At 62.4% G+C, this 23515-nt stretch carries 21 protein-coding genes; 8 read left to right on the top strand and 13 right to left on the bottom strand.

Going from position 1 to position 23515, the window contains the following annotated elements:
• Positions 1–2: 2 nt before the first annotated feature.
• The 7 genes from pssA to mrcB all read right to left on the bottom strand — a co-directional run bounded on the left by pssA (position 3) and on the right by mrcB (position 8173).
• The gene (gene pssA, locus PRJ_RS23655; RefSeq protein WP_003250045.1) at positions 3–854 is read right to left on the bottom strand and encodes a CDP-diacylglycerol--serine O-phosphatidyltransferase; all 852 of its coding nucleotides are present in this window, start codon (positions 852–854) and stop codon (positions 3–5) included.
• A 150-nt stretch (positions 855–1004) separates the two neighbouring features.
• A complete protein-coding gene (ilvC, locus tag PRJ_RS23660; RefSeq protein ID WP_003250043.1) occupies positions 1005–2021 on the bottom strand; it encodes a ketol-acid reductoisomerase in 1017 nt (338 codons plus the stop codon).
• Between the two features lie 56 nt (positions 2022–2077).
• Positions 2078–2569: an acetolactate synthase small subunit gene (gene ilvN, locus PRJ_RS23665; RefSeq protein WP_003250040.1), complete on the bottom strand. Its 492-nt coding sequence runs from the start codon at positions 2567–2569 to the stop codon at positions 2078–2080.
• A gap of 1 nt (position 2570) precedes the next feature.
• Positions 2571–4295 (bottom strand): acetolactate synthase 3 large subunit, encoded by a 1725-nt coding sequence (locus PRJ_RS23670; protein ID WP_064491454.1) that lies wholly within the window; start codon positions 4293–4295, stop codon positions 2571–2573.
• 408 nt (positions 4296–4703) lie between these two features.
• A complete protein-coding gene (locus PRJ_RS23675; protein WP_003250034.1) occupies positions 4704–5036 on the bottom strand; it encodes a YqcC family protein in 333 nt (110 codons plus the stop codon).
• Positions 5036–5836 carry a M48 family metallopeptidase gene (locus tag PRJ_RS23680; RefSeq protein ID WP_010955334.1) on the bottom strand — a complete coding sequence of 267 codons (801 nt, stop codon included), beginning with the start codon at positions 5834–5836 and terminating at the stop codon, positions 5036–5038. Before PRJ_RS23680 ends, PRJ_RS23675 begins: the two co-directional genes overlap by 1 nt.
• A gap of 15 nt (positions 5837–5851) precedes the next feature.
• Complete coding sequence (gene mrcB, locus PRJ_RS23685) at positions 5852–8173, bottom strand: penicillin-binding protein 1B (protein ID WP_010955335.1); 2322 nt, start codon at positions 8171–8173, stop codon at positions 5852–5854.
• Positions 8174–8288: 115 nt separating this feature from the next.
• Between mrcB and PRJ_RS23690 the strand changes: the two genes are divergently transcribed.
• Positions 8289–9851 (top strand): bifunctional aminoglycoside phosphotransferase/ATP-binding protein, encoded by a 1563-nt coding sequence (locus tag PRJ_RS23690; protein WP_064491450.1) that lies wholly within the window; start codon positions 8289–8291, stop codon positions 9849–9851.
• Positions 9852–10009: 158 nt separating this feature from the next.
• Positions 10010–10288 carry a TfoX/Sxy family protein gene (locus PRJ_RS23695; RefSeq protein WP_010955337.1) on the top strand — a complete coding sequence of 93 codons (279 nt, stop codon included), beginning with the start codon at positions 10010–10012 and terminating at the stop codon, positions 10286–10288.
• 180 nt (positions 10289–10468) lie between these two features.
• On the opposite strand, the gene PRJ_RS23700 is transcribed toward PRJ_RS23695, so the two are convergent.
• The 4 genes from PRJ_RS23700 to PRJ_RS23715 form a co-directional block, all read right to left on the bottom strand.
• On the bottom strand, positions 10469–11353 hold the full coding sequence (locus PRJ_RS23700; protein ID WP_104962578.1) for a ChaN family lipoprotein: 885 nt from the start codon (positions 11351–11353) through the stop codon (positions 10469–10471).
• A 102-nt stretch (positions 11354–11455) separates the two neighbouring features.
• A complete protein-coding gene (locus PRJ_RS23705; RefSeq protein ID WP_104962579.1) occupies positions 11456–12223 on the bottom strand; it encodes a heme ABC transporter ATP-binding protein in 768 nt (255 codons plus the stop codon).
• Positions 12223–13206 carry an iron ABC transporter permease gene (locus PRJ_RS23710; RefSeq protein WP_162490572.1) on the bottom strand — a complete coding sequence of 328 codons (984 nt, stop codon included), beginning with the start codon at positions 13204–13206 and terminating at the stop codon, positions 12223–12225. Before PRJ_RS23710 ends, PRJ_RS23705 begins: the two co-directional genes overlap by 1 nt.
• Positions 13207–13256: 50 nt before the next feature.
• Complete coding sequence (locus PRJ_RS23715; RefSeq protein ID WP_104962580.1) at positions 13257–14141, bottom strand: hemin ABC transporter substrate-binding protein; 885 nt, start codon at positions 14139–14141, stop codon at positions 13257–13259.
• Between the two features lie 148 nt (positions 14142–14289).
• Between PRJ_RS23715 and PRJ_RS23720 the strand changes: the two genes are divergently transcribed.
• The gene (locus PRJ_RS23720) at positions 14290–14607 is read left to right on the top strand and encodes a Rieske (2Fe-2S) protein (protein ID WP_014592391.1); all 318 of its coding nucleotides are present in this window, start codon (positions 14290–14292) and stop codon (positions 14605–14607) included.
• Here the strand turns inward: PRJ_RS23720 and sfsA are convergent.
• Together sfsA and PRJ_RS23730 are read right to left on the bottom strand one after the other, a co-directional pair.
• Entirely contained in the window at positions 14597–15310 is a 714-nt protein-coding gene (gene sfsA, locus PRJ_RS23725; protein ID WP_004575787.1) for a DNA/RNA nuclease SfsA, read from the bottom strand. The genes PRJ_RS23720 and sfsA overlap by 11 nt on opposite strands.
• Entirely contained in the window at positions 15310–16482 is a 1173-nt protein-coding gene (locus PRJ_RS23730; RefSeq protein WP_010955343.1) for a pyridoxal phosphate-dependent aminotransferase, read from the bottom strand. The genes sfsA and PRJ_RS23730 overlap by 1 nt, the downstream gene beginning before the upstream one ends.
• 210 nt (positions 16483–16692) lie before the next feature.
• Here PRJ_RS23730 and dksA point away from each other — a divergent pair, with 210 nt between their 5' ends.
• The 5 genes from dksA to PRJ_RS23755 all read left to right on the top strand — a co-directional run bounded on the left by dksA (position 16693) and on the right by PRJ_RS23755 (position 22918).
• Positions 16693–17139, top strand: coding sequence for an RNA polymerase-binding protein DksA (dksA, locus tag PRJ_RS23735; RefSeq protein WP_003250009.1), 447 nt, complete (start codon positions 16693–16695; stop codon positions 17137–17139).
• 63 nt (positions 17140–17202) lie between these two features.
• Positions 17203–18090 (top strand): tRNA glutamyl-Q(34) synthetase GluQRS, encoded by an 888-nt coding sequence (gluQRS, locus tag PRJ_RS23740; protein ID WP_033730627.1) that lies wholly within the window; start codon positions 17203–17205, stop codon positions 18088–18090.
• Between the two features lie 245 nt (positions 18091–18335).
• Positions 18336–18512, top strand: a complete 177-nt coding sequence (locus PRJ_RS23745; RefSeq protein ID WP_003250005.1) for a hypothetical protein — start codon at positions 18336–18338, stop codon at positions 18510–18512.
• Positions 18496–21471: a sensor histidine kinase gene (locus tag PRJ_RS23750; protein WP_162497230.1), complete on the top strand. Its 2976-nt coding sequence runs from the start codon at positions 18496–18498 to the stop codon at positions 21469–21471. Before PRJ_RS23745 ends, PRJ_RS23750 begins: the two co-directional genes overlap by 17 nt.
• A gap of 4 nt (positions 21472–21475) precedes the next feature.
• Positions 21476–22918: a sigma-54 dependent transcriptional regulator gene (locus PRJ_RS23755; protein ID WP_104962582.1), complete on the top strand. Its 1443-nt coding sequence runs from the start codon at positions 21476–21478 to the stop codon at positions 22916–22918.
• Positions 22919–23515: the final 597 nt, after the last annotated feature.

The following is a 23515-nucleotide window of genomic DNA, read 5'->3' on the forward strand; positions in this document are numbered from 1 at the left end:
TTTCACGCTTTGCGACGGCGCGCCTTCAGCAGGAACTGGATCGGCCCCGATGCTGCATAGGCGAGGAAGATCAACAGAAGGATACGCGGTGGGTCGCTGAACACGACGGCAAATACCAGCACCACCGCCAGGATCGCCACGAACGGCACGCGCCCCTTGAGGTCCAGCTCCTTGAAACTGTTGTACTTGATGTTGCTGACCATCAGCATGCCAGCAGCAGCCACCAGCAGCGCGACCAGGAACGACAGCTTGGAGCCCTGGATGCCATAGTCACTGAACGCCCATACGGTGCCCGCCACCACACCTGCGGCAGCCGGGCTGGCCAGGCCGATGAAGTAGCGCTTGTCGGCGGTACCGACCTGGGTATTGAAGCGCGCCAGGCGCAACGCGGCACCGGCCACATAGATGAAGGCAACCATCCAGCCGACCTTGCCCATGTCACCCAGCGCCCAGCCGAAGGCCAGCAAAGCCGGGGCCACGCCGAAGGCGACCATATCCGACAGCGAGTCATACTCGGCACCGAAGGCACTCTGGGTATTGGTCATGCGCGCAACGCGGCCGTCCAGGCCGTCGAGCACCATGGCCACGAAGATGGCGATAGCGGCAAAAGCGAAGTACTTGCTCGCCTCGCGCGGGTCGCCGGCACTCAGGGCGCTCTGTGCGCTCATCGAGCTGATGATGGAATAGAAACCGGCAAACAGGTTGGCGGTGGTAAACAGGTTGGGCAACAGGTAGATGCCGCGGTGGCGCACCTTGCGGCCTTCGGCGTCATGCCCTTCTTCAACGTGCTCATCGACAGGTAGCAGGCTTTCGGCGTCGGAGGGCTTGTTCGGCTCTTCGGGACGTTCGCTCATGGAGGGTACCTTGCAACAGGATGGAAAATGTTCGACACGGGCCCGCGAAACAGGTTCTGACAGCGAGCCACTGGTCTGCTTTATACCAGAAGCTGGATGCCAGAACGAAAAAACGCGGCCGAAGCCGCGTTTTTCATCTATCGATAAGACTTAGTTCTTGGTCTTGTCGACGATTTTGTTAGCCGAGATCCACGGCATCATCGAGCGCAGCTGCTCGCCGATGATTTCGATGCCGTGAGCGGCGTTGTTGCGACGCTTGGCGGTCATCGATGGGTAGTTGGTAGCACCTTCGGAGATGAACATCTTCGCGTACTCGCCGTCCTGGATGCGCTTCAGGGCATTGCGCATGGCCTTGCGGGATTCTTCGTTGATGACTTCCGGGCCAGTGACGTACTCACCGTATTCGGCGTTGTTGGAGATCGAGTAGTTCATGTTGGCGATGCCGCCTTCGTACATGAGGTCGACGATCAGTTTCAGCTCGTGCAGGCACTCGAAGTAGGCCATTTCCGGCGCGTAGCCAGCTTCGACCAGGGTTTCGAAACCGGCTTTGACCAGCTCGACGGTACCGCCACACAGAACAGCCTGCTCACCGAACAGGTCGGTTTCGGTTTCGTCCTTGAAGGTGGTTTCGATGATACCGGTACGGCCACCACCTACGCCCGAAGCGTAGGACAGTGCGACGTTCTTGGCGTTGCCGGAAGCGTCCTGGTAGATAGCGATCAGGTCAGGGATGCCGCCGCCTTTGACGAACTCGGAGCGAACGGTGTGGCCCGGGGCTTTCGGCGCGATCATGATCACGTCGAGGTCGGCACGCGGAACAACCTGATTGTAGTGGATCGAGAAGCCGTGAGAGAAGGCCAGGGTAGCGCCCTTCTTGATGTTCGGCTCGATTTCGTTCTTGTACAGAGCGCCCTGGAACTCGTCCGGGGTCAGGATCATGACCAGGTCAGCCGCAGCGACAGCGGTAGCAACGTCGGCAACTTTCAGGCCGTGGGCTTCAGCCTTGGCAACGGTAGCCGAACCTTTACGCAGACCGACGGTAACGTCTACACCGGAGTCTTTCAGGTTGCACGCCTGAGCGTGGCCCTGGGAGCCGTAACCGATGATGGCGACTTTCTTACCCTGGATGATGGAAAGGTCGCAGTCTTTATCGTAGAAAACTTTCATGAAAATACCCCTGGTTATATCTCGGCCCCTGCGGAGCCATCGCTAATTTTTTGGATTTAGATGCTGAGCACTTTGTCGCCACGGGCAATGCCGGTAACGCCGCTGCGCACGGTTTCCAGAATCGATGCAGTGCCGATCGCCTGGATGAAGCTGTCCAGTTTGTCGCTGGTACCGCTCAGCTGCACGGTGTACACGCTGGCGGTCACGTCGACGATCTGGCCACGGAAGATATCCGTGGTGCGCTTGATCTCGGCACGCTGGGCACCGGTGGCCTTGACCTTGACCAACATCAGTTCACGCTCGATGTGAGCGCTTTCCGACAGGTCGACAAGCTTGACCACTTCGACCAGCTTGTTCAGGTTCTTGGTGATCTGTTCGATCACTTCGTCATGGCCAACGGTGGTCAGCGTCAGACGCGACAGGGTCGGGTCTTCGGTTGGCGCTACAGTCAGGCTTTCAATGTTGTAGTTGCGCTGGGAGAACAGGCCGACCACGCGGGACAACGCACCTGGTTCGTTTTCCAGCAGCAGGGAAATGATGTGCCGCATATCAGGTACGCTCCGTCTTGCTCAGCCACATGTCACGCATCGAGCCATCCTTGATCTGCATCGGATAGACGTGCTCACTGCGGTCAACCGCGATGTCGATGAACACCAGACGGTCCTTCATCGCAAACGCTTCTTCCAGCTTCGGCTTGAGGTCCTTCAGGCTGGTAATGCGGATACCCACATGGCCATAGGCCTCGGCCAGCTTGATGAAGTCAGGCAGCGACTCGACGTACGAGTGCGAGTGACGACCGTTGTAGGCCATGTCCTGCCACTGGCGGACCATGCCCAACACACCGTTGTTCAGGTTGACGATCTTCACCGGCAGGCCGTATTGCATGCAGGTGGACAGCTCCTGGATGTTCATCTGGATGCTGCCTTCGCCGGTCACACAGGCCACGTCCTGATCCGGGAAGTTGAGCTTGACGCCCATCGCCGCCGGGAAGCCGAAGCCCATGGTGCCCAGGCCACCGGAGTTGATCCAGCGGTTTGGCTTGTTGAAGCGGTAGTACTGCGCGGCAAACATCTGGTGCTGGCCCACATCGGAAGTGACGAAGGCGTCGCCATTGGTCACTTCACACAGTGTCTCGATGACTTTTTGCGGTTTGATGACGTTGCCATCGCCCTTGTCGTAAGGGAACAACTCGCCATTGCCACGCCATTCGTCAATCTGCTTCCACCAGGCATCCAGCGCCGCCTTGTCAGGCTGCTCGCCGATTTCCTTGAGGATGCCGAGCATTTCGTTGAGCACGCTGTCGACCGGGCCGACGATTGGCACGTCGGCCTTGATCATCTTCGAGATCGACGCCGGGTCGATGTCGATGTGAATGATCTTGGCGTTCGGGCAGAACTTGGCCGGGCCGTTTACAACGCGGTCGTCGAAACGCGCACCGACGGCAAAGATGACATCGGCATGATGCATGGCCATGTTGGCGGTGTAGCTGCCATGCATGCCGAGCATGCCGAGGAACTGGCGGTCGGTACCCGGGAAGCCACCCAACCCCATCAGGGTATTGGTGACCGGCAGGTTCAGCGACTTGGCGATTTCAGTCAGGGCTTCGGAGCCACCGCCGAGGATCACACCGCCACCGGAGTAGACGACCGGCCGCTTGGCCGCCAGAAGCATCTCGGCAGCCTTGCGGATCTGGCCGGAGTGACCGCGGACCGCCGGGCTGTAGGAGCGCAGCTTGACCTTTTTCGGGTAGACGTATTCGAACTTCTCAGCCGGGTTGGTCATGTCTTTTGGAATGTCGACCACGACTGGACCTGGACGACCGGATTGCGCCAGGTAGAAAGCTTTTTTCAGAACTTCAGGGATCTCGGTCGGATTCTTGATCATGAAGCTGTGCTTCACGATCGGCCGCGAGATACCGATCATGTCGGTTTCCTGGAAGGCATCGGTGCCCACCATGGTGCTAGGCACCTGGCCGGACAGGATGACCATCGGAATCGAGTCCATGTAGGCGGTGGCAATGCCGGTAATGGCATTGGTCGCGCCAGGACCGGAGGTTACCAGCACCACACCGGCCTTGCCGGTGGCGCGAGCGTAGCCGTCCGCCATATGGGTGGCCGCCTGCTCGTGACGAACCAGGATGTGTTCCACTTCCGGTTCTTTGAACAGTGCGTCGTAAACATGCAGGAGAGCACCACCAGGGTACCCGTAGATGTGCTTAACGCCTTCGTCACGCAAGAAGCGGACGACCATCTCAGCGCCAGATAAAAGCTCCACGTTGTTCACCTCTAAAACGCCAGAATACCGCCCTCACTGGACGGGTCTTAATAGGTTTACTGCCAAGCAGAGCATGAGCGAACGTCAGCACTGACTGAGCAAGTATTGGGAGATCCCCAGAGTGTTGCGGGGGTTTCCCACCCAGCGCGAGGTAACGCGTTGCGGGGTGTAACAGGTCGGCGCGGGTGTGCACCTCATGATCTGCTTAGCGGGTCTGCTTCTGGCAGTCCCTCTACAGCGGAAGTTGGATTCTTGTGATTCGGCGCCAACAAGTCAAGAAAAATTATTGCCAATTTTTCCTCAAGATGAATTCCTGCCACCACTAAAAATCGCTTCAGCAGCAGAATTAAGAAGATTTCCAAAAAAAAGGGCCACAATCTGCGGCCCTTGACGGAAAAACTGAAGAAATCAGGCGGAAGGAGCGATCAATTGATCAAAAGCTGCCAACAGGCGGCGTAGCTCACGACTTTGCTCCGGCCGGTCGGTAAACACGGTTTCGGCCATGACAAGGATGCTCGATGCATTGGGCAGCGGGTGGCCCAGCTCGATGATGATCTTCATGCGGGGCAGGAAGATCCATTGCAGCCACTGCTCAAAACTGAGGGTATCCACGGCGAACGGCACCGTACTGGCCAGTGCCTCGTCGCTTGGAGGCTCGTCATCCCACCAGCCTTGCACCTGCAGCTCGCGCTCGATCAAGAGCAGGTGGTCGGCAATATCCAGCACGCGTTGCTCGATCATCACGAATTGACCCGCGCCTTTTGCCGGGCCAGCGCAGCCCCAGCGCTGTCACCCTGCTTTTCACGGGCCTGGGCGATCGTGTTCCAAAGCTCTGCCTGCAGGCTTGGGCGGCCGTTGGCGTAGGTCAGGGCGCGGCGCGCCAACTGCTCGGCCTGCGCCGCATCACCTTGCGAAAGGCGCACCTGGGCCAGGCGATACAGCACCTGCGGCTCACGCGGAGCAATGCGCTGGGCACGCTCCAGGCTCGAGGCGGCACCGTTGAAGTCGCCGCTGCCCTGCTGCGTCTGCGCAGTGGTCAACAGTGCCAGCACAGGACCGTCCAGCTGCTCGTCGGCCGACAGGCCACCGGCGGCGGCGCTGCGCGGAATACCGGTTGGCGCACTGGCGCTTTGCGGGGTGCTGTTCATCGCAGCAATGTCGAAGGGTTCATCGGCAATCGGGTTGGGATTGGTGGTCATCGGCGCCGAACTGACAGGCCCTGTACTGATCGGCCCTGGCGTGATCGGCGAGGTACTGATCGGCGCGGCGCCATTGGACGCCGGGAACGTCTGGATGCCCGAAGCGCCTGCGCCCTGCGGGATCATCACGGTGACACCGGAATCCTCCGGCAGCGTCTGCGCCTGGGCGGTGCCGGCGTTATAGCCACCCGCCGAGCGGTTGGCCGTCACGCGTTCGCTGTTGGACACGCGGGTGCTCGAATCGACCACCGGAATATTGCCACGCGGGACGCTGGAGCACCCCTGGAGCACAGCCAACGCCGTCACGGCAGGAAACAGCCACTTGTTCACATCACACCTCATCAATGCAGCCTGTGCTTAATTCATCCAGCCTTTGACCCAGTCCATTACCGATTCTACTGGGTCCTGCTCGCCGCCACAGGCTGCGCCGGCCGGCGGCTCACTCCCGCGAATATACGGCATCTGCACCGCTCCCGGACAGCTGGCATCAGACCCATGGCCACTGTAGGGGTCGATCCAGGCCTGCACCACGTTGTCCGGTTGCGGCATGTCCAGCGGCAGCGGGTCGGCCTTCTTCATGAAGCTGGTCCACACCTGCAAGGCGCCGGTGGCGCCGGTAAACGGTGTCTTGCCGTTATCGTCACGCCCCATCCACACCACGGCCAGCAGATCCTGACTGAAGCCGGAGAACCAGCTGTCACGCGAGTCGTTACTGGTACCGGTCTTGCCCGCCAGGGTCAGCGAGCGTGGCAAGGTGTTGTACACCGAGCGCCCTGTACCTTCGCGCATTACGCGTTGCATGGCGTTCTGCACCAGGTAAATGGCACCTGGGTCGAAGGTTTGCTGGATCTGGAACGGGTAGCGCTTGAGCGGCTCGCCCTCGGCGGTGAGCACACTGCGGATGCCGCGCATCGGCGTGTTGAAGCCGCCGTTGGCGATGGTCTGATACATGGTTGCCACCTGCATCGGCGACATGCCACCTGCCCCCAGCAACATGGCCGGGAATGCAGGCCAGTCGACATTCACGCCCAAGCGACCAATGGTCTTGATCACGTTCGGCACACCCACTTCCAGGCCGAGCTTGGCGGTCGACAGGTTGTAGGAGTTGGCCAGCCCCTGGTACAGGTAGATAGTGCCATGCGGGCGGCGGTCATAGTTTTGCGGGCGCCAGACTTGGCCGTCAGCCCCCTTGACCGAAAATGGCTCGTCCTGCACCCAACTGGTCAGGGTGTACTTGCTCGGCTGCTCCAGCGCAGTCAGGTATACCGACGGCTTGACCAACGAGCCGATCGGCCGCACAGCATCGATGGCCCGGTTGAAGCCGGCGAAGCCTGCCTGGCGGCTACCGATCAGCGCCTGTACTTCACCGGTCTCAGGGTTGGTCACGACCATCGCCGCTTCCACATCGTCTGCCCCCTTGCGGCCCGCCAGGCGCTTGAAGGTCTCGCTCATCGAGGTTTCGGCCTTCATCTGCAGGATCGGGTCGAAGCTGGTAAAGATGCGCAGGCCTTCTTCGGTCAAGTCTTCGTCGCGGTAATCCTGGCGCAACTGTCGCTTGACCAGGTCGAGGAAGGCCGGGAACGAGCTGTCGGCCAGGCTGCCACGCTTGGTCACGCCCAACGGCATTTTCTTCGCCGCATCGACTTCTGCCTGGCTGGCCACGCCCTGTTCGGCCACCAGGTCGAGCACCAGGTTGCGGCGAGCCAGGGCCCGCTCGGGATGACGCCGCGGGTTGTAGTAGGACGGGCCTTTGACCATGCCCACCAGCAGGGCGATCTGATGCAGTTTCAGCTCGGACAGCGGCTGGCTGAAGAAGAACTGGCTAGCCAGACCAAAGCCGTGCACCGCGCGCTGACCGTCCTGGCCGACGAACACCTCGTTGAGGTAGGCCTCAAGGATTTCGCGTTTGTCGTAGTGCAGTTCGAGCAGGACCGCCATCATCGCCTCGGTCAGCTTGCGGCTGAGGCTGCGCTCGCTGCTGAGGTAGAAGTTCTTCACCAACTGCTGGGTCAGGGTACTGCCACCCTGGCGCATCGAGCCGGACGACGTGTTGACCCACATGGCCCGGACGATGGACTTTGGCGACACGCCGAAGTGGCTGTAGAACTCGCGGTCCTCCGTTGCCACCAGGGTTTCGAGCAGATATTTGGGTACCTGATCAATCTTGATCAGGATGCGGTCTTCGAGATTTTTCGGATAGATGCCGCCGATCATCAGCGGCTCCAGCCGCACCACGTCAAGCGCCTTGCCGTTGGCACCGGAAAGGCCCGCAACGTAATCGCCAGAGAAGCGCACGCGGACGAACTGCGCCGGTTCCATGCCCTCGTAGAACTGGAAGCCACGGGTATTGAGGTCGACGGTATTGCCGTTGACGGACGCAGCGCCCGGGCCGTTGGCCGCGCTTTCGCGACGGTAGCCGAGCGCATCGAGCTCGGTGAGGAAGTCGTTCTTGCTCAACTTCTGGCCGGTGAACAGCTCCAGCGGTCGGGCATACACTTTGGCCGGGATGGTCCAGCGCTTGCCGGAGAACTTTTCCTGGACGACGGCATCGAGGTAAACCGCGAAGCCGGCAACGATCACCAGGCCAACCAGGCTGAGCTTCAAAGCCCAGCCCAGCCAGGCGCGGGAGCGGCCGGTCGGGCGTTTCTGAGGGGTGCGGGGATTTCGGGTTCGGGTCATGGCGGCGGATTATACGCACTTTATAAAGGCTGGGCAGACGGCCCGGCGGTAGGCAGGGACGGCACCATTGACCATAATGGCGCATTCGAATTCCCTTGCCCCGGAAGGATTTGCCGTGAGCCAAGCTCTTATTACTGCGTTGCAGAACCCTGCCCTGTACCCTCACCCCGTGGAGGGGTTTCAGCTCATCGAGACGCATATCTCCTGGGTCCTGCTCACTGGCGAATACGCCTACAAGATCAAGAAACCGATGAATTTCGGCTTCCTGGACTTCACCGGACTGGACCAGCGCCAGCATTTCTGTAACGAAGAATTGCGCCTGAACCAACGCCTGACCGAAGGCCTGTACCTGGAAGTGTTGCCGATCACCGGTAGCGTCGACGCACCGCAGATCGGTGGCGAAGGTGAAGCCATCGAGTATGTGCTGAAGATGCGCCAGTTCCCCCAGGGCCAGATGCTCAACACCCTGCAGGCCAATGGCGAACTGAACGCCACGCACATCGACCAGATGGCCCGGCAGATTGCCGAGTTTCATCTGCAGGCCCCACGTGTGCCGATGGAACACCCGCTGGGCACGCCAGACAGCGTGATGGCCCCGGTGGAGCAGAACTTCGAGCAGATTCGCCCATTCCTCAGCGACAAAGCCGATCTGCAGCAACTCGACGCCCTGCAGGCCTGGGCCCGCAGCAGCTTCGAGCGCCTGCATGGCCTGCTGGAAAAGCGCAAGGCCAAGGGCTTCATCCGTGAGTGCCACGGTGACATCCACCTGGGCAATGCCACCTTGATCGATGGCAAGGTGGTGATCTTCGATTGCATCGAGTTCAACGAGCCTTTCCGACTGACCGACGTCTACGCCGACACCGCCTTCCTGGCCATGGACCTGGAAGACCGCGGCCTGAAGTGCCTGGCCCGACGCTTCATCAGCCAGTACCTGGAACTGACAGGGGACTACGAAGGCCTGGAACTGCTCAACTTCTACAAAGCCTACCGCGCGCTGGTGCGGGCCAAGGTCGCACTGTTCAGCATGCCGGCCGACGCTGATGGCGTTCAGCGTGCCACCACCCTGCGCACCTACCGCAACTACGCCAACCTGGCCGAAAGCTACAGCGCCATCCCGTCGCGCCTGCTGGCCATCACCCATGGCGTTTCGGCGGTGGGCAAAAGTCACGTGGCCATGCGCCTGGTCGAGGCCCTGGGTGCAGTGCGCGTGCGTTCGGACGTAGAGCGTAAGCGCCTGTTCGGCGAACAACCGCAGGCCGACGCCGGCCAGCTGAGTACCGGCATATACGACCAGGACGCCAGCGCAGCGACCTATCAGCGCCTGCACGAGGTAGCAGCGACCGTGCTGCGCGCCGGCTTCCCGGTGGTGCTGGACGCCACCTACCTCAAGCGTGAACAACGCCAGGCTGCGGCAGACGTTGCCAGCCAGACCGGCGTGCCGTTCCTCATCCTCGACTGCCACGCGCCAGAGGCGGTCATCGCCAGTTGGCTGGAGCAGCGCCAGGCCGAAAACAGCGACCCGTCGGATGCCACGCTGGAGGTGATCAAGGCCCAACAGGCCAGCCGTGAGGCGCTGGATGCGCAGGAGCTGGTGCACAGCACCCGCGTCGATACCCAGGCTGCCGGCAGCATGGATCAGGTAATCGAGCAGATTCGCCAGCGGTTGCCTGGCCTGTAAGTTCATCATCTTCCTGTGCCTGCCCGCCAAGGGGCAGGCACAGGCCGCTCACCCTCCGATGGCAAAAAGCCGCATATTTCCCAACGCCCGCTACACTCCTCTCAGACCTGCTCGCGATTTATCCCCCCATTCCCGTTCAGCCATCGCAAGGAGGCTCGATGAACGATGAATTGCAGCATCTGAAGAACCTTGGCAAGACTTCTGCGCAGTGGCTGCATGCGGCCGGCATCCACAGTGCATCGGATTTGCGCCGCCTGGGCGCGGTGGGTGCGTACCAGGCCGTGAAGACACGAGGGTTCCGTGCATCGAAGGTGCTGTTGTATGCCATTGAAGGCGCCCTGCTGGACATGCACTGGAACGATTTGCCGCTCGAACGCAAGGAAGCACTCAACCAACAATTGGACGCGAAAAACCCTACGCAAAAAAAACCCAAATAATCGGGGTAAAGGGATTGACGGCTAAATGAGAATTGTTATGATTATCGCAACTGGTCGCGAGACTGGTTGGATAAGCTAAGAGCCCCTGGTTCGGACTCTCAGATTATCTCCTCATCAGGCTAATCACGGTTATTGACCCGGCAATTTGCCGGGTCTTTTTTTGCCTGTGCCTTTTCAGGATCAGCGCCGCAGCTGCGCACAATAATCCTGCTCCGGCATCGCTGCCGTGTACCACACATAATCAGCCTCGCCAGGCTCGATTCGCTCGCCCACCTCAGCCAGCAGCAATACCTTGCTCTCCCCCGATGCCCCCAGGTCAGCCAGATGCAAGGGTATGCCCAGGTCCTTGCGCACATGGTAAGCCCCGGCAAACAGCAGTGCCGGTTGCGGTGCCGCCTGCAAGCGCTCGGCCATGCGCCGGTCGCGCTGCTGCTGAACGGCCAGCATCGCCGGTAACCGGTTTTCTGGCAGCATCCCGCAATGCCCGGCGCGCACGTGTTCCAGCAAGGCAGCCTTTACCGCAGGTGCATTGGACTTTTCGCCCTGCACCGGAGCCGGCTGTCGATAGGCCTGACGCATCTCGGCGGGCGAAAGGTTGGCGGCCAGCAACGTCACCCGATGTTGCAAGGCTTCGGTGACAATCGGCCCGTACAACTGCCAATCCCAGCCCTCCTGCCAGGCCAGCGCCTTGGGCAAGTCTTCCGGCAAAGGCTGCCCCGCCAGCTTGTCCACCCGTGATTGCTGTTCGGGCTGCAGCATCTCGAGCAACAGGCTGCCCTGCGTACGCTGGCCTTGCAGAGCGCGCAACAGCCACAGTTGCAGCGCGTGATGGTCAGGGTTGTCGTGCTTCTCGCCGACAAGCACTCGGGGTGCGTCAGCCAGGCGCTCCACCAGCGTTTCAGGGCTTATGACCTGCTCACTGGCCAGGTCGACAATCGTTCCCAGCTCGGCGTGCGTGCGACCGTCACTGCTCTGCCAGGCGGGCAACGGCGGCAGGCTGGCCTGACAGCCGCCTATCGCCAGTACCAGGCACAGCGAGAAACCGGACAGCAGCGGGTGTCGCATCGTCAGTTACTCCATGTCATCCACAATTTGAATGGCCTGCCCCGGGGGCGGACCTGTCGCGAGACAAGGTCGCTTCCACAAAGGCCGTGCACGGTTCGAGAATCAACGGGTGATGATCAGCGGATGCCCACGCTCGGGGTGCGCCTGCACCAGTACGTCGATACCGTACACCGCCTTCAGGGCCGCTGGGGTCAGTGCCGCTTCGGGCGTGGCAAACGCATGGCAGCGCCCCTGCTCCAGCAACAGGATACGGTCACAGTAACGCGCCGCCAGGTTCAGGTCATGCAGGATCACCAACACTGCAGCACCGCAGTCGGCGAAACGGCGTACGGCTTCCAGGGTGGTGTGCTGATGCAGCGGGTCGAGCATCGAAGTCGGTTCGTCGAGCAGCAACGTGCTGCCCTCCTCGCCCGGCCATAGCTGCGCCAGCACGCGGGCCAGGTGCACCCGTTGCCGCTCGCCACCGGAAAGCGCCAGGTAACTGCGCGCCAACAGGTGCCAGGCATCTGCCGCCCGCAACGCCGCTTCGACAATTTCCGCATCGCGCCGCTGACCGGTGCCATGAGGCATGCGCCCCATGCCCACCACTTCCTCCACCCGAAACGAGAAACCCAAACTGGACACCTGTGGCAACACTGCCAGGCGCCTTGCCCGTTCCTGCCCGGCCCAATCGGCCAGGGGGCGGCCCTGCAGCGTCACCCGCCCGCGGCCGGGCGCCAGTTCACCGCACAGTACACTCAGCAGGCTGCTCTTGCCGGCACCGTTGGGACCAAGCACACCCACGACCTGCCCCGGAGGCAACTGCAGGTGAATGTCGTGCAGCACCTCATTGCTGCCCCTGCACAGATACAGGCCCTCGACTTGCAACATCAGCCGCGCCCTCGCATCAGCAGGAACAGGAAGAACGGCGCACCGATGAAGGCCGTGACGATACCAATCGGCAGCTCGGCAGGCGCCAGCAGCAGCCGCGCCGCCAGGTCGGCGAACAACATCAGCACACCGCCGGCAAGCAGCGAGGCTGGCAGCACCACACGGTGATCGGGCCCGGCCAGCAGGCGAACCAGGTGCGGCACTACCAGGCCGATGAAGCCGATCAACCCGGCTGCTGCCACTGCCGCCCCCACCCCCAGCGCCGTGCAGAACACCAATTCACGCTTGAGCCGCTCCACGTCAACGCCCAGGTGGCGCGCCTCCGACTCCCCCAGCAACAGGGCATTCAGTGCCTTGGCCCGGCGCGGCAACCACACCGCTACCCCTGTCGCCACCAGCAATAATGGCCACAGCCGCTCATAGCTGGCGCCATTGAGGCTGCCAAGGTTCCAGAACGTTAGCGTGCGCAAGGTGGCATCATCGGCCAGGTAAGAGAACAGCCCCACGGCCGCGCCACCTAGCGCGGTCATGGCCACGCCAGCCAATAGCATCGTGGCGACGTTGGTCTGGCCATCGCGGCGCCCCAGGCGGTAGACCAGCGCAGTTACCCCAAGCCCGCCGACAAAAGCGCAGAACGACAGCAGATAAGGTGCGAAAGCATCCGGCATGCCGCCAAACCAGGCGCCGCCGACAATGGCAACCGCCGCCCCCACTGCGGCGCCAGCGGCAACCCCTACCAGCCCGGGGTCGGCCAGCGGGTTGCGGAACAGCCCCTGCATGGCCACCCCGGACAGCGCCAGCACCGCGCCCACCGCCAACCCCAACAGGGTGCGCGGCAGGCGGATCTGACCAAGGATCATCTCGGCCTGCTGCAGGCCATCTTCGGAAACGGGCAGCCCCAACAGGCGCAGGCCAGCGCGCAGCGTATCGAACATCGGCAGGCTGACTGGCCCCAGCGCCAGTGACAGCCAGATTGCCAACAGGCACAGCAGGCTCAGGCTAATGAACAACGTACGTGACTGGACCCGTTGTTTCATTGTGCGAAGCTGGCCTGAGCAGCCGGGTAGAAGGTGGCTGCCAGCGACTGCAAGGTCGCCGGTAGCCGAGGCCCGAGCCCGCCGACCAGCAGCGTTGGGTCCAGTGAGACCAGGCGTTTCTCACGCACGGCCCGCGAGGCAGCCAGCGCGGGGTTTTCTTTCAACAGCGCCTGCAAGGCCTGCTCATCGGCCAGCGCCCGGTCGGAAAACACGATCACATCCGGGTCAAGCGCCGCCAAGGCTTCGTTGGAGAAGTTCTTGTAGCCTGGGTGCGCGGCCAGGTTACGCCCACCCGCATGTTCCAGCAGCCAGTCACCGGCAGTGCCTTGCCCGGCGATCAGCGGCTTGGCCCCGGCATGGCCGACCAGCAGCAACACCCCAGGAGCCTGCTGCCCGGCCTGGGCCAGCTTGACGTTGGCATGCAACGCATCGAGCCGCTGGCGGTAGTCCGCTGCAAGCGCGGACGCTTGCTGCTCTGCACCGAGCAACTGCCCCAGGTGCCTGAGGTTTTCATCCACTGCCGGCAGCTCGGCCTTGCTGGAGAACAACTCGACCCGCACGCCGGCCTTGCGGATTTGCGCCAGTACCGGTGGCGGCCCCATTTCCTCGGTGCCCACCAGCACATCCGGGCGCAGGCTGAGGATGCCTTCGGCCGACAGTTGCCGCTGATACCCCACACTGGGCAAGGCTTTCAACGAGGCCGGGTGCTGACTGGTAGTGTCCACACCGACCAGGCGCGCTTCACCTCCCAATGCGGTTATCCACTCACTCAAGGCGCCACCCGCGCTGACCCAGCGTTGCGGCAGCTCGGCTGCCAAGGCTTGGGTAGAGAGCACAAGGCTTGCACACAGAGCGAGAAAAGCAGCTGGACGGCGCATCATCGGGTTCCTTCTGAAGACGGGCTACACGCCTTGTGGCGAGCGGCGGAACTGCGCACCATAGGCAGCCGGGCGCAGCGAATGCGATCAATTTGATAATTATTCGCATTGGAGCGTCAAGCCATCACGTGTTTCACGGGGCATCCTTGCCATGCACTTCCTTTGTACATCCCTCGGCCTGGCCGAGGGCCAAAGCCGCGCCTTCAGCGTAGACGGCCTCGAACTGTTCGGCGTGCGTCGCCAAGGCCAGGTGTACCTGTACCGCAACCGCTGCCCGCACCGGGACATCCCGCTGAACTGGGCAGAGGACGCGTTTCTGGATGACAGCGCCAGCCTCATCCACTGCGCTCATCACGGTGCGCTGTTCCTGATAGAAAGCGGCGAATGCGTGGCAGGGCCCTGCGAGGGTGAGCAACTGCAGCCCCTGGGCTGCCACGAAGACAGCCAGGGCATCTGGTTCAAGGGGTAAGCAGCACCGGCAAGCGGCGATCGATGACGATACCCTCGGCGTCCAGCCGAGTGCCATAGGCCAGCACCTCCACCCCGTCCGCTACGGCAGCGCGCAGCGCTTGGGCGTAGGCCGTATCGATTTCTTCAGCCGGGCGCACAGCGTCGATACCGGTCAGGTTCACGCAATACAGCTGCACGGCCCGCACGCCCTGCCGGGCCAGCTTTGCCAGCTCACGCAGGTGTTTCGCACCGCGTTGAGTCACCGCATCAGGGAAGGCCGCAACTGCAGTGTCGGGGTAGCCCAGCGTCACACTCTTGACCTCGACATAGGCCGGGGCACCCTCGAATTCCAGGCGAAAGTCGATACGGCTGCCTTCCTCGCCATAGGCCACTTCGCGCTTGAGTGCAGTGAAACCGGCCAGTTCAGTGATTGTGCCGGCGCGCAGGGCCTCTTCGACCAACGCATTGGCCCGCCCGGTATTCACGCAGGCCAACCGCCCCTGGGGGGTTTCGCTGATTTCCCAGGTCCCTGGCAGCTTGCGCTTGGGGTCGTTGGAGCGGCTGAACCACACCTGCCCACCTTCACGCATGCAGTTGAGCATGGAGCCGGTATTCGGGCAGTGGATAGTCATCTGCTCGCCGCTGGCCAGTTCGATATCGGCCAGAAAGCGCTTGTAGCGACGCAACAGGCGCCCCTGCTCGAGTGAAGGAGAGAAACGCATCAGCCTTGCCAGCTCTGCAGGCCACGGGCAATACGCTGCACCGCTTCTTCCAGGCGCGGCAGGCTCTGGGTGTAAGCGAAGCGCACATGGTGCCCGGCCAGGTGGCGACCGAAGTCCAGGCCCGGCGTGAACGCCACGTGCTGGGTTTCCAGGAAGTGCCGGCAGAATGCGAACGCGTCCCCGCCAAAAGCGCTGATATCGGCATACAGGTAGAACGCACCTTGCGGCTCGACGGCAATGCGGAAGCCCAGTTCACGCAGGGCGGGCAGCAGGTAGTCGCGACGGCGGGCGAATTCGGCGCGGCGCTCCTCGAAAATGGCCAGCGCCTCGGGCTGGAAACAGGCCAGCGCGGCATGCTGCGCCATGCTCGGCGCACTGATGTACAGGTTCTGCGCCAGTTTCTCCAGGTCGGCGACCGCGCCGGGCGGGGCCACCAGCCAGCCAAGGCGCCAACCGGTCATGCCGAAATACTTGGAAAAACTATTCAGGACGAATGCCGAGTCGTCGACTTCCAGCACGCTCGGCGCGTCCATGCCATAGGTGAGGCCGTGGTAGATCTCGTCCACCACCAGATGGCCATGCCGCTCGTGGGTGGTTCTGGCCAGGCAGGCCAACGCCTCGCGCCCCAGCACGGTACCGGTCGGGTTGGCCGGCGAAGCGACCAGGGCTCCGACGGTGTCCTTGTCCCAGTAGCGCTCAACCAGATCGGCAGTCAGCTGATAGTTCACATCCGGGCCCACCGGCACCAATTGGGCCCCGCCCTCGACCAGGCGCAGGAAGTGGCGATTGCACGGGTAACCCGGATCGGCCAGCAGCCAATGCTTGCCCGGGTCCACCAGCAGGCTGCTGGCCAGCAGCAGCGCGCCGGAGCCACCTGGGGTAATAAGGATGCGTTCCGGGTCGATGTTCAGGCCATAGCGCTGCCCATAAAAACCGGCAATTGCCTCACGCAGTGCCGGCAGACCGCGTGCGGCGGTGTAGCGAGTGTGCCCGGCGGCCAGCGCGGCCTGGCCAGCCGCGACGATGGGTGCGGCCGTGGTGAAGTCCGGCTCGCCGATTTCCAGGTGGATCACGTCGTGCCCGGCCGCCTGCAGCTCGTTGGCCCGGGCCAGCAGCGCCATGACGTGGAAAGGTTCGATGGCGCGGCTGCGCGCACTGTAGGGTTGGGCCATGACCTTCTCTCAATTGGGTCTAAACTGGAGATTCTACCTCTGCACACCACCGAACGTACCGCTCAGGCCGGTGTCAACTAGCAGGATCGGGCGGGGTAGCGCACCCCCGATCTATCTGGTAAGTTCGGCGGCTCGCAGTCGCAGGGCCGGCGGTCGCCGGAGATGGAGCATCCTGCGCATTGGATCAGATGAGTGAGAGGCGGTCTATTCATGTCCACCCTAGAAAAGCAAAAAGCCAACCAGAATCTTTATGGGGTTGCACCCTATCAGGAGACCAAGGGTGAGGAGTACATGGGTGAACCCATGCGCAAGCACTTCACCAAGATCCTCACTGGCTGGAAGCAAGAGCTGATGGTCGGCGTCGACAAGACCGTTGACCATATGAAAGAAGAAGCAGCCAACTTTGCAGATCCCGCAGACCGCGCATCCCAGGAAGAGGAATTCGCCCTCGAACTGCGCAACCGCGACCGCGAGCGCAAGTTGATCAAGAAAATCGATAAAACCCTGCAGAAGATTCAGGACGAAGAGTACGGCTGGTGCGAGTCGTGCGGCATCGAGATCGGCCTGCGCCGCCTGGAAGCCCGCCCTACCGCCGACCTGTGCTTCGACTGCAAGGAAATTGCCGAGAAAAAGGAAAAAACGGTCGGCAAAGGCTGATCTTTCTTCCACCTGAACGGGGCGCATCATGCGCCCCGTTTCATTTATATGCCCAGCCTGACCATGACCGACTCCAGCTACATCGGGCGCTTCGCCCCCACCCCCAGCGGCTTCCTGCACTTCGGCTCGCTGGTCGCCGCCCTCGCCTCCTGGCTCGATGCCCGCGCCGTCAACGGCCGCTGGCTGCTGCGCATGGAAGACACCGACCCGCCCCGGGAGATGCCCGGCGCCCGCGATGCCATCCTTCAGACGCTGGAACGTTACGGCCTGCACTGGGATGGCGAGGTGGTATTCCAGAGCCAGCGCCACGATGCCTATGCTGCCGTGGTAGACCGCCTGTTCAACATGGGCCTGGCGTACGCATGCACCTGCTCGCGCAAGCAGCTGGAAAGCTACAACGGCATCTACCCAGGCTTTTGCCGCAACGCCGGGCATGCCCGTGAAGGGGCAGCCATCCGCTTGCGGGTGCCGGAGCTGATCTACCGCTTTACCGACCGAGTGCAGGGTGAGTACCAGCAACACCTGGGGCGTGAGGTGGGCGACTTCGTCATCCAGCGTCGTGACGGGCTGTACGCCTACCAGCTGGCCGTGGTGCTGGACGATGCCTGGCAGGGTGTTACCGACATCGTGCGTGGTGCCGACCTGCTCGACAACACCCCGCGCCAGCTGTACCTGCAGGAACTGCTGGGCTTCTCACAGCCGCGTTACCTGCATATTCCGCTGATCGTGCAGCCGGATGGGCACAAGCTGGGCAAGTCGTACCGTTCGCCGCCACTGCAGGCGGAGCATGCTACCCCTCTGCTGCTGCGGGCATTGCGGGCGCTGGGGCAGGAGACAGACCCGGAACTGCTGTTGGCGACGCCGGCAGAGGTGCTGGCAGTCGCGCGCACGCAATGGCGGCCGGAAGCGATCGCGCAGCGGACCACCGTGCCAGAGGCTGATCTGCGCTGAAACTTTACCAGTCTCTTCGCGGGCGCGCCCGCTCCCACAGGGTCCTCAATAAACCTAGAGGCAACGCTTTACCTGTAGGAGCGGGTTCACCCGCGAAGAGGCCGGCACATTCATTCCACCTCTCAAAAACAAAAGCCCAGTAAATTCAAACCCTTGGCGAACGCTGTGGATTCCCGCTAGCATCCCCCCTGCCATTTGCGCCAATAATAAGTTCAAGCCCGTAGCGCCCAACCATCGAGGCCAGCATGTACATCTATCGTTTGGTCCTGCTTCTGGTCGTGGGGATCTACCTGTTCTCCCCGGCCATCATGGACTGGTGGATCGAACCGACCGGAGCCTGGTACCGCCCCTACCTGCTCTGGCTGATCCTGATCGTCGTCACCTTCATCCTGCAGAGCCAACGAGATGCCGATGAGCTTTAGCCTGACCCAGATGATCCTGATCAGCGCCGGGTACCTCATGGTGCTTTTCGGCGTGGCCTGGATCAGCGAGCGCGGGCTGATCCCGCGTTCGATCATTCGCCACCCACTTACCTACACCCTGTCGCTGGGCGTCTACGCCAGTGCCTGGGCCTTCTATGGCTCGGTTGGCCTGGCCTACCAGTACGGCTACGGTTTCCTTGCCTGTTACCTGGGGGTGTCTGGCGCATTCCTGCTAGCGCCGGTGCTGCTCTACCCGATCCTCAAGATCACCCGCACCTATCAGCTGTCATCGCTGGCCGACCTGCTGGCCTTCCGCTTCCGCAGTACCTGGGCCGGGGCCTTGACCACCATCATCATGCTGATTGGCGTGCTGCCATTGCTGGCCTTGCAGATCCAGGCGGTGGCCGATTCGATCAGCATCCTTACCGGTGAACCGGTCAAGGCCCGGGTGGCCTTTGCCTTTTGCACGCTGATCATTCTGTTCACCATCTTCTTCGGCTCGCGGCACATCGCCACGCGCGAGAAACATGAGGGGTTGGTATTCGCCATCGCCTTCGAGTCGGTGATCAAGCTGCTGGCCCTGGGCGGTATCGGCCTGTATGCCTTGTATGGCGTATTCGGCGGCCCGCACGAGCTGGAAGTCTGGCTGCTGCAGAACCAGACCGCCCTCGCCGCCCTGCACACCCCACTGCAGGAAGGCCCATGGCGCACCCTGCTGCTGGTGTTCTTCGCCTCGGCCATCGTCATGCCGCACATGTACCACATGGCCTTTACCGAAAACCTCAACCCGCGCTCGCTGGTCAGCGCCAGCTGGGGCCTGCCGCTGTTCCTGCTGCTGATGAGTCTTGCCGTGCCGCTGGTGCTGTGGGCCGGCCTGCGCCTGGGCGCCAGCACCAACCCCGAGTACTTCACCCTGGGCCTGGGCATCGCCGCCAACAACCAGGAATTGGCACTGCTGGCCTACATTGGCGGCCTGTCGGCAGCCAGCGGCCTGATCATCGTCACCACCCTGGCGCTGTCGGGCATGGCCCTGAACCACCTGGTGCTGCCGCTTTACCAGCCGCCGGCCGAGGGCAACATCTACCGTTGGCTGAAGTGGACCCGCCGTGCACTGATCGTCGCCATCATCACCGCCGGCTTCATGTTCTACCTGAGCCAGAACTACCACCAGAGCCTGGCCAACCTGGGCATCGTCGCCTTCGTCGCCACCTTGCAGTTCCTGCCCGGAGTGCTGTCGGTACTCTACTGGCCAACCGCCAACCGCCGCGGTTTCATCGCCGGGCTGCTGGCCGGCACCCTGGTGTGGATGGTGACCATGCTGCTGCCGCTTCTCGGCAACTTGCAGGGCTTCTACATCCCGCTGCTGGACATGATCTATGTGCTGGACGATACCAGCTGGCACATGGCAGCCATCGCCTCGCTGGCGGCCAACGTGCTGCTGTTCACCCTGATCTCACTGTTCACCAACGCCAGCACCGAAGAAGTCAGCGCGGCAGAAGCCTGTGCCGTGGATAACGTGCGCCGCCCACAGCGCCGCGAGCTGCACGCCGCCTCGCCGCAGGAATTCGCCACCCAGCTGGCCAAGCCGCTGGGCGCCAAGGCCGCGCAAAAGGAAGTCGAGCAAGCACTGCGCGACCTCTACCTGCCGTTCGACGAACGCCGCCCCTATGCCCTGCGCCGCCTGCGCGACCGCATCGAAGCCAACCTGTCCGGCCTGATGGGACCGAGCGTGGCTCAGGACATGGTCGAGACTTTCCTGCCGTACAAGTCCGGTAACGAAAACTACGTGACCGAAGACATCCACTTCATCGAAAGCCGCCTGGAAGACTACCACTCGCGCCTGACCGGGCTGGCCGCCGAACTCGATGCCTTGCGCCGCTACCATCGCCAGACCCTGCAGGAATTGCCCATGGGCGTCTGCTCACTGGCCAAGGACCAGGAAATCCTGATGTGGAACAAGGCCATGGAAGAGCTCACCGGCATCGCCGCCAAGCATGTGGTCGGCTCGCGCCTGGTCACCATCGACGAGCCTTGGCGCGGCCTGCTGCAAGGCTTCATCAACGTGCCCGACGAGCACCTGCACAAGCAGCGCCTGGCGCTGGACGGCCAGCCGCGCTGGCTGAACCTGCACAAGGCAGCCATCGACGAGCCACTGGCCCCCGGTAACAGCGGGCTGGTACTGCTGGTGGAAGACCTTACCGAAACCCAGGCACTGGAAGACAAGCTGGTGCACTCCGAGCGCCTGGCCAGCATCGGCCGCCTGGCCGCCGGCGTGGCCCACGAGATCGGCAACCCGATCACCGGCATCGCCTGCCTGGCGCAAAACCTGCGCGAGGAACGCGAAGACGATGGCGAAATCATCGAGTTGTCCAGCCAGATCCTTGACCAGACCAAGCGCGTATCGCGCATCGTCCAGTCGCTGATGAGCTTCGCCCATGCCGGCGGCAGCCACCAGAACAGCGAGGAGCCCGTGTGCCTGGCTGAAGTGGCACAAGATGCCATCGGTCTGCTGGCGTTGAACCGGCGCAATTTCGAAGTACAGTTCTTCAACCTTTGCGACCCGGACCATTGGGCCGAAGGTGACCCGCAGCGCCTGGCCCAGGTGCTGATCAACCTGCTCTCCAACGCCCGCGATGCCTCGCCGCCCGGCAGCGCCGTGCGCGTGCGCAGCGAGGTTAACGAGCACACCGTCGACCTGATCGTCGAAGACGAAGGCAGCGGGATTCCGAAGAACATCATGGACCGCCTGTTCGAACCCTTCTTCACCACCAAGGACCCGGGCGAAGGAACCGGACTGGGGCTCGCTCTGGTCTATTCCATCGTGGAAGAGCATTATGGGCAAATCACCATCGACAGCCCGGCCGATATCGAACGGCAACGTGGCACCCGGATCCGCGTGACCCTGCCCCGGCATGTCGTAGCGACGTCCCCTGAAATTCGAGACCGTCGAGAGAATTGAATCAATGCCGCACATTCTGATCGTCGAAGACGAAACCATCATCCGCTCGGCCCTGCGCCGCCTGCTTGAGCGGAACCAGTACCAGGTCAGCGAGGCCGGCTCGGTGCAGGAAGCCCAGGAACGCTTCAGCATTGCCACTTTCGACCTCATCGTCAGCGACCTGCGCCTGCCAGGCGCGCCCGGCACCGAGCTGATCAAGCTCGGCCAGGGCACCCCGGTACTGATCATGACCAGTTACGCCAGCCTGCGCTCAGCGGTGGACTCGATGAAAATGGGCGCGGTGGACTACATCGCCAAGCCCTTCGACCACGACGAGATGCTGCAGGCAGTAGCGCGTATTCTGCGTGACCGGCAGAACGCCCCCGCTGCTGCATCGCCTGCCGAGCCACGCGCCAGCAATGGCAAGGCTACAGCGCCCGACAAAGGCAGCGCGGCAACGGCCAATGGCGAGATCGGCATCATCGGCTCGTGCCAGCCCATGCAGGACATGTACAGCAAGATCCGCAAGGTCGCGCCTACCGACTCCAATGTGCTGATCCAGGGCGAGTCGGGCACCGGTAAAGAGCTGGTGGCCCGCGCCCTGCACAACCTGTCTCGCCGGGCCAAGGCACCGATGATCTCGGTGAACTGCGCGGCCATCCCCGAAACGCTGATCGAATCCGAACTGTTCGGCCACGAAAAAGGCGCGTTCACCGGCGCCAGCGCCGGGCGCGCCGGCTTGGTGGAGGCCGCCGATGGCGGTACGCTGTTCCTCGATGAAATTGGCGAACTGCCGCTCGAAGCCCAGGCTCGACTGCTGCGTGTGCTGCAGGAAGGCGAGATACGCCGCGTAGGTTCGGTGCAGTCGCAAAAGGTCGATGTGCGCCTGATCGCCGCGACCCACCGCGACCTGAAAAACCTGGCCAAGGCCGGCCAGTTCCGTGAAGACTTGTATTACCGACTGCACGTCATCGCCCTGAAGCTGCCGGCCTTGCGTGAGCGGGGCAGCGACGTCAACGAGATCGCCAACGTCTTCCTCGCCCGCCAGAGCGCTCGCATCGGCCGCGACGACCTGCACTTCTCGGCCGAGGCCGAGCAAGCCATTCGTCACTACAGCTGGCCCGGTAACGTGCGTGAACTGGAAAACGCCGTGGAGCGCGCGGTGATCCTCAGCGAGAGCGCAGAAATTTCCGCCGAGCTGCTGGGCATCGACATCGAGCTGAGCGACCTGGAAGAGGACGACATCCTCGACAATGCCCTGGTGGTGGCCAACGCGGGCAATGCCAGCCACGAGCCGACCGAAGACCTGTCGCTGGAAGACTACTTCCAGCACTTCGTGCTTGAACACCAGGACCACATGACCGAGACCGAACTGGCACGCAAGCTCGGCGTCAGCCGCAAGTGCCTGTGGGAACGCCGTCAGCGCCTGGGCATCCCACGGCGCAAGAGCAACGCTACCAGCGAATAATCCACCTGCGCACCGCACGCCGCAGCCTATGCGGCGTCGGTGAGATCGAGCGCCGCCCGCGCGGCGCTTCGCGGCTAAAGCCGCTCCTACATTTGTTTCGGGCCAGTCCCTCCTGCGCCACACGCGCGCGACCGCCTTGTTGTACGACGCAATCTCGAGCCATGCGCCAAGGCGCTCGCGCGCAAATCCCACAGAAAAAATTGGCCCGAACAAATGTAGGAGCGGCTTTAGCCGCGAAGCGCCGCGCGGGCGGCGCTCGGTCTCACAGGCGCTGAACGTGTCACGGCGCGCCCCCCAGGTAACACCTCACCTCCCGTAAAAATCTGTTACCCAAGCTTTCCGCCGTAACAGTCCCCGAGGCGTACGGTAACGAAATTGCGACATTTTCGACCTGCCAAAAACTGCAGAACCCGCTCAACCCCTTGATTTTATTGAGTTTTGAAAAGTTGGCACGGCACCTGCTATATGTTTGGTACAAGAACAATAACAAGCACTGCAACTCAGAATAAGAACAAGACGAAACGGCTCACGCACAATAAAAACAAGATGGCGGAGGCGCAGCTAACTGATTCTTTTGGAGAGGATGCGTGTTTGGGG

The sequence above is a fragment of the Pseudomonas sp. XWY-1 genome, from assembly GCF_002953115.1.
In the GTDB taxonomy this organism is placed as follows: Bacteria; Pseudomonadota; Gammaproteobacteria; order Pseudomonadales; family Pseudomonadaceae; genus Aquipseudomonas; species Aquipseudomonas alloputida.

What these genes read in the sequence shown, in the direction of transcription:
- pssA (WP_003250045.1), bottom strand. Translation starts at nt 854, where the DNA reads ATGAGCGAACGTCCCGAAGAGCCGAACAAGCCCTCCGACGCCGAAAGC.
- ilvC (WP_003250043.1), bottom strand. Translation starts at nt 2,021, where the DNA reads ATGAAAGTTTTCTACGATAAAGACTGCGACCTTTCCATCATCCAGGGT.
- ilvN (WP_003250040.1), bottom strand. Translation starts at nt 2,569, where the DNA reads ATGCGGCACATCATTTCCCTGCTGCTGGAAAACGAACCAGGTGCGTTG.
- PRJ_RS23675 (WP_003250034.1), bottom strand. Translation starts at nt 5,036, where the DNA reads ATGATCGAGCAACGCGTGCTGGATATTGCCGACCACCTGCTCTTGATC.
- PRJ_RS23680 (WP_010955334.1), bottom strand. Translation starts at nt 5,836, where the DNA reads ATGAGGTGTGATGTGAACAAGTGGCTGTTTCCTGCCGTGACGGCGTTG.
- mrcB (WP_010955335.1), bottom strand. Translation starts at nt 8,173, where the DNA reads ATGACCCGAACCCGAAATCCCCGCACCCCTCAGAAACGCCCGACCGGC.
- PRJ_RS23695 (WP_010955337.1), top strand. Translation starts at nt 10,010, where the DNA reads ATGAACGATGAATTGCAGCATCTGAAGAACCTTGGCAAGACTTCTGCG.
- PRJ_RS23700 (WP_104962578.1), bottom strand. Translation starts at nt 11,353, where the DNA reads ATGCGACACCCGCTGCTGTCCGGTTTCTCGCTGTGCCTGGTACTGGCG.
- PRJ_RS23705 (WP_104962579.1), bottom strand. Translation starts at nt 12,223, where the DNA reads ATGTTGCAAGTCGAGGGCCTGTATCTGTGCAGGGGCAGCAATGAGGTG.
- PRJ_RS23715 (WP_104962580.1), bottom strand. Translation starts at nt 14,141, where the DNA reads ATGATGCGCCGTCCAGCTGCTTTTCTCGCTCTGTGTGCAAGCCTTGTG.
- PRJ_RS23720 (WP_014592391.1), top strand. Translation starts at nt 14,290, where the DNA reads ATGCACTTCCTTTGTACATCCCTCGGCCTGGCCGAGGGCCAAAGCCGC.
- sfsA (WP_004575787.1), bottom strand. Translation starts at nt 15,310, where the DNA reads ATGCGTTTCTCTCCTTCACTCGAGCAGGGGCGCCTGTTGCGTCGCTAC.
- PRJ_RS23730 (WP_010955343.1), bottom strand. Translation starts at nt 16,482, where the DNA reads ATGGCCCAACCCTACAGTGCGCGCAGCCGCGCCATCGAACCTTTCCAC.
- dksA (WP_003250009.1), top strand. Translation starts at nt 16,693, where the DNA reads ATGTCCACCCTAGAAAAGCAAAAAGCCAACCAGAATCTTTATGGGGTT.
- gluQRS (WP_033730627.1), top strand. Translation starts at nt 17,203, where the DNA reads ATGACCGACTCCAGCTACATCGGGCGCTTCGCCCCCACCCCCAGCGGC.
- PRJ_RS23745 (WP_003250005.1), top strand. Translation starts at nt 18,336, where the DNA reads ATGTACATCTATCGTTTGGTCCTGCTTCTGGTCGTGGGGATCTACCTG.
- PRJ_RS23750 (WP_162497230.1), top strand. Translation starts at nt 18,496, where the DNA reads ATGCCGATGAGCTTTAGCCTGACCCAGATGATCCTGATCAGCGCCGGG.
- PRJ_RS23755 (WP_104962582.1), top strand. Translation starts at nt 21,476, where the DNA reads ATGCCGCACATTCTGATCGTCGAAGACGAAACCATCATCCGCTCGGCC.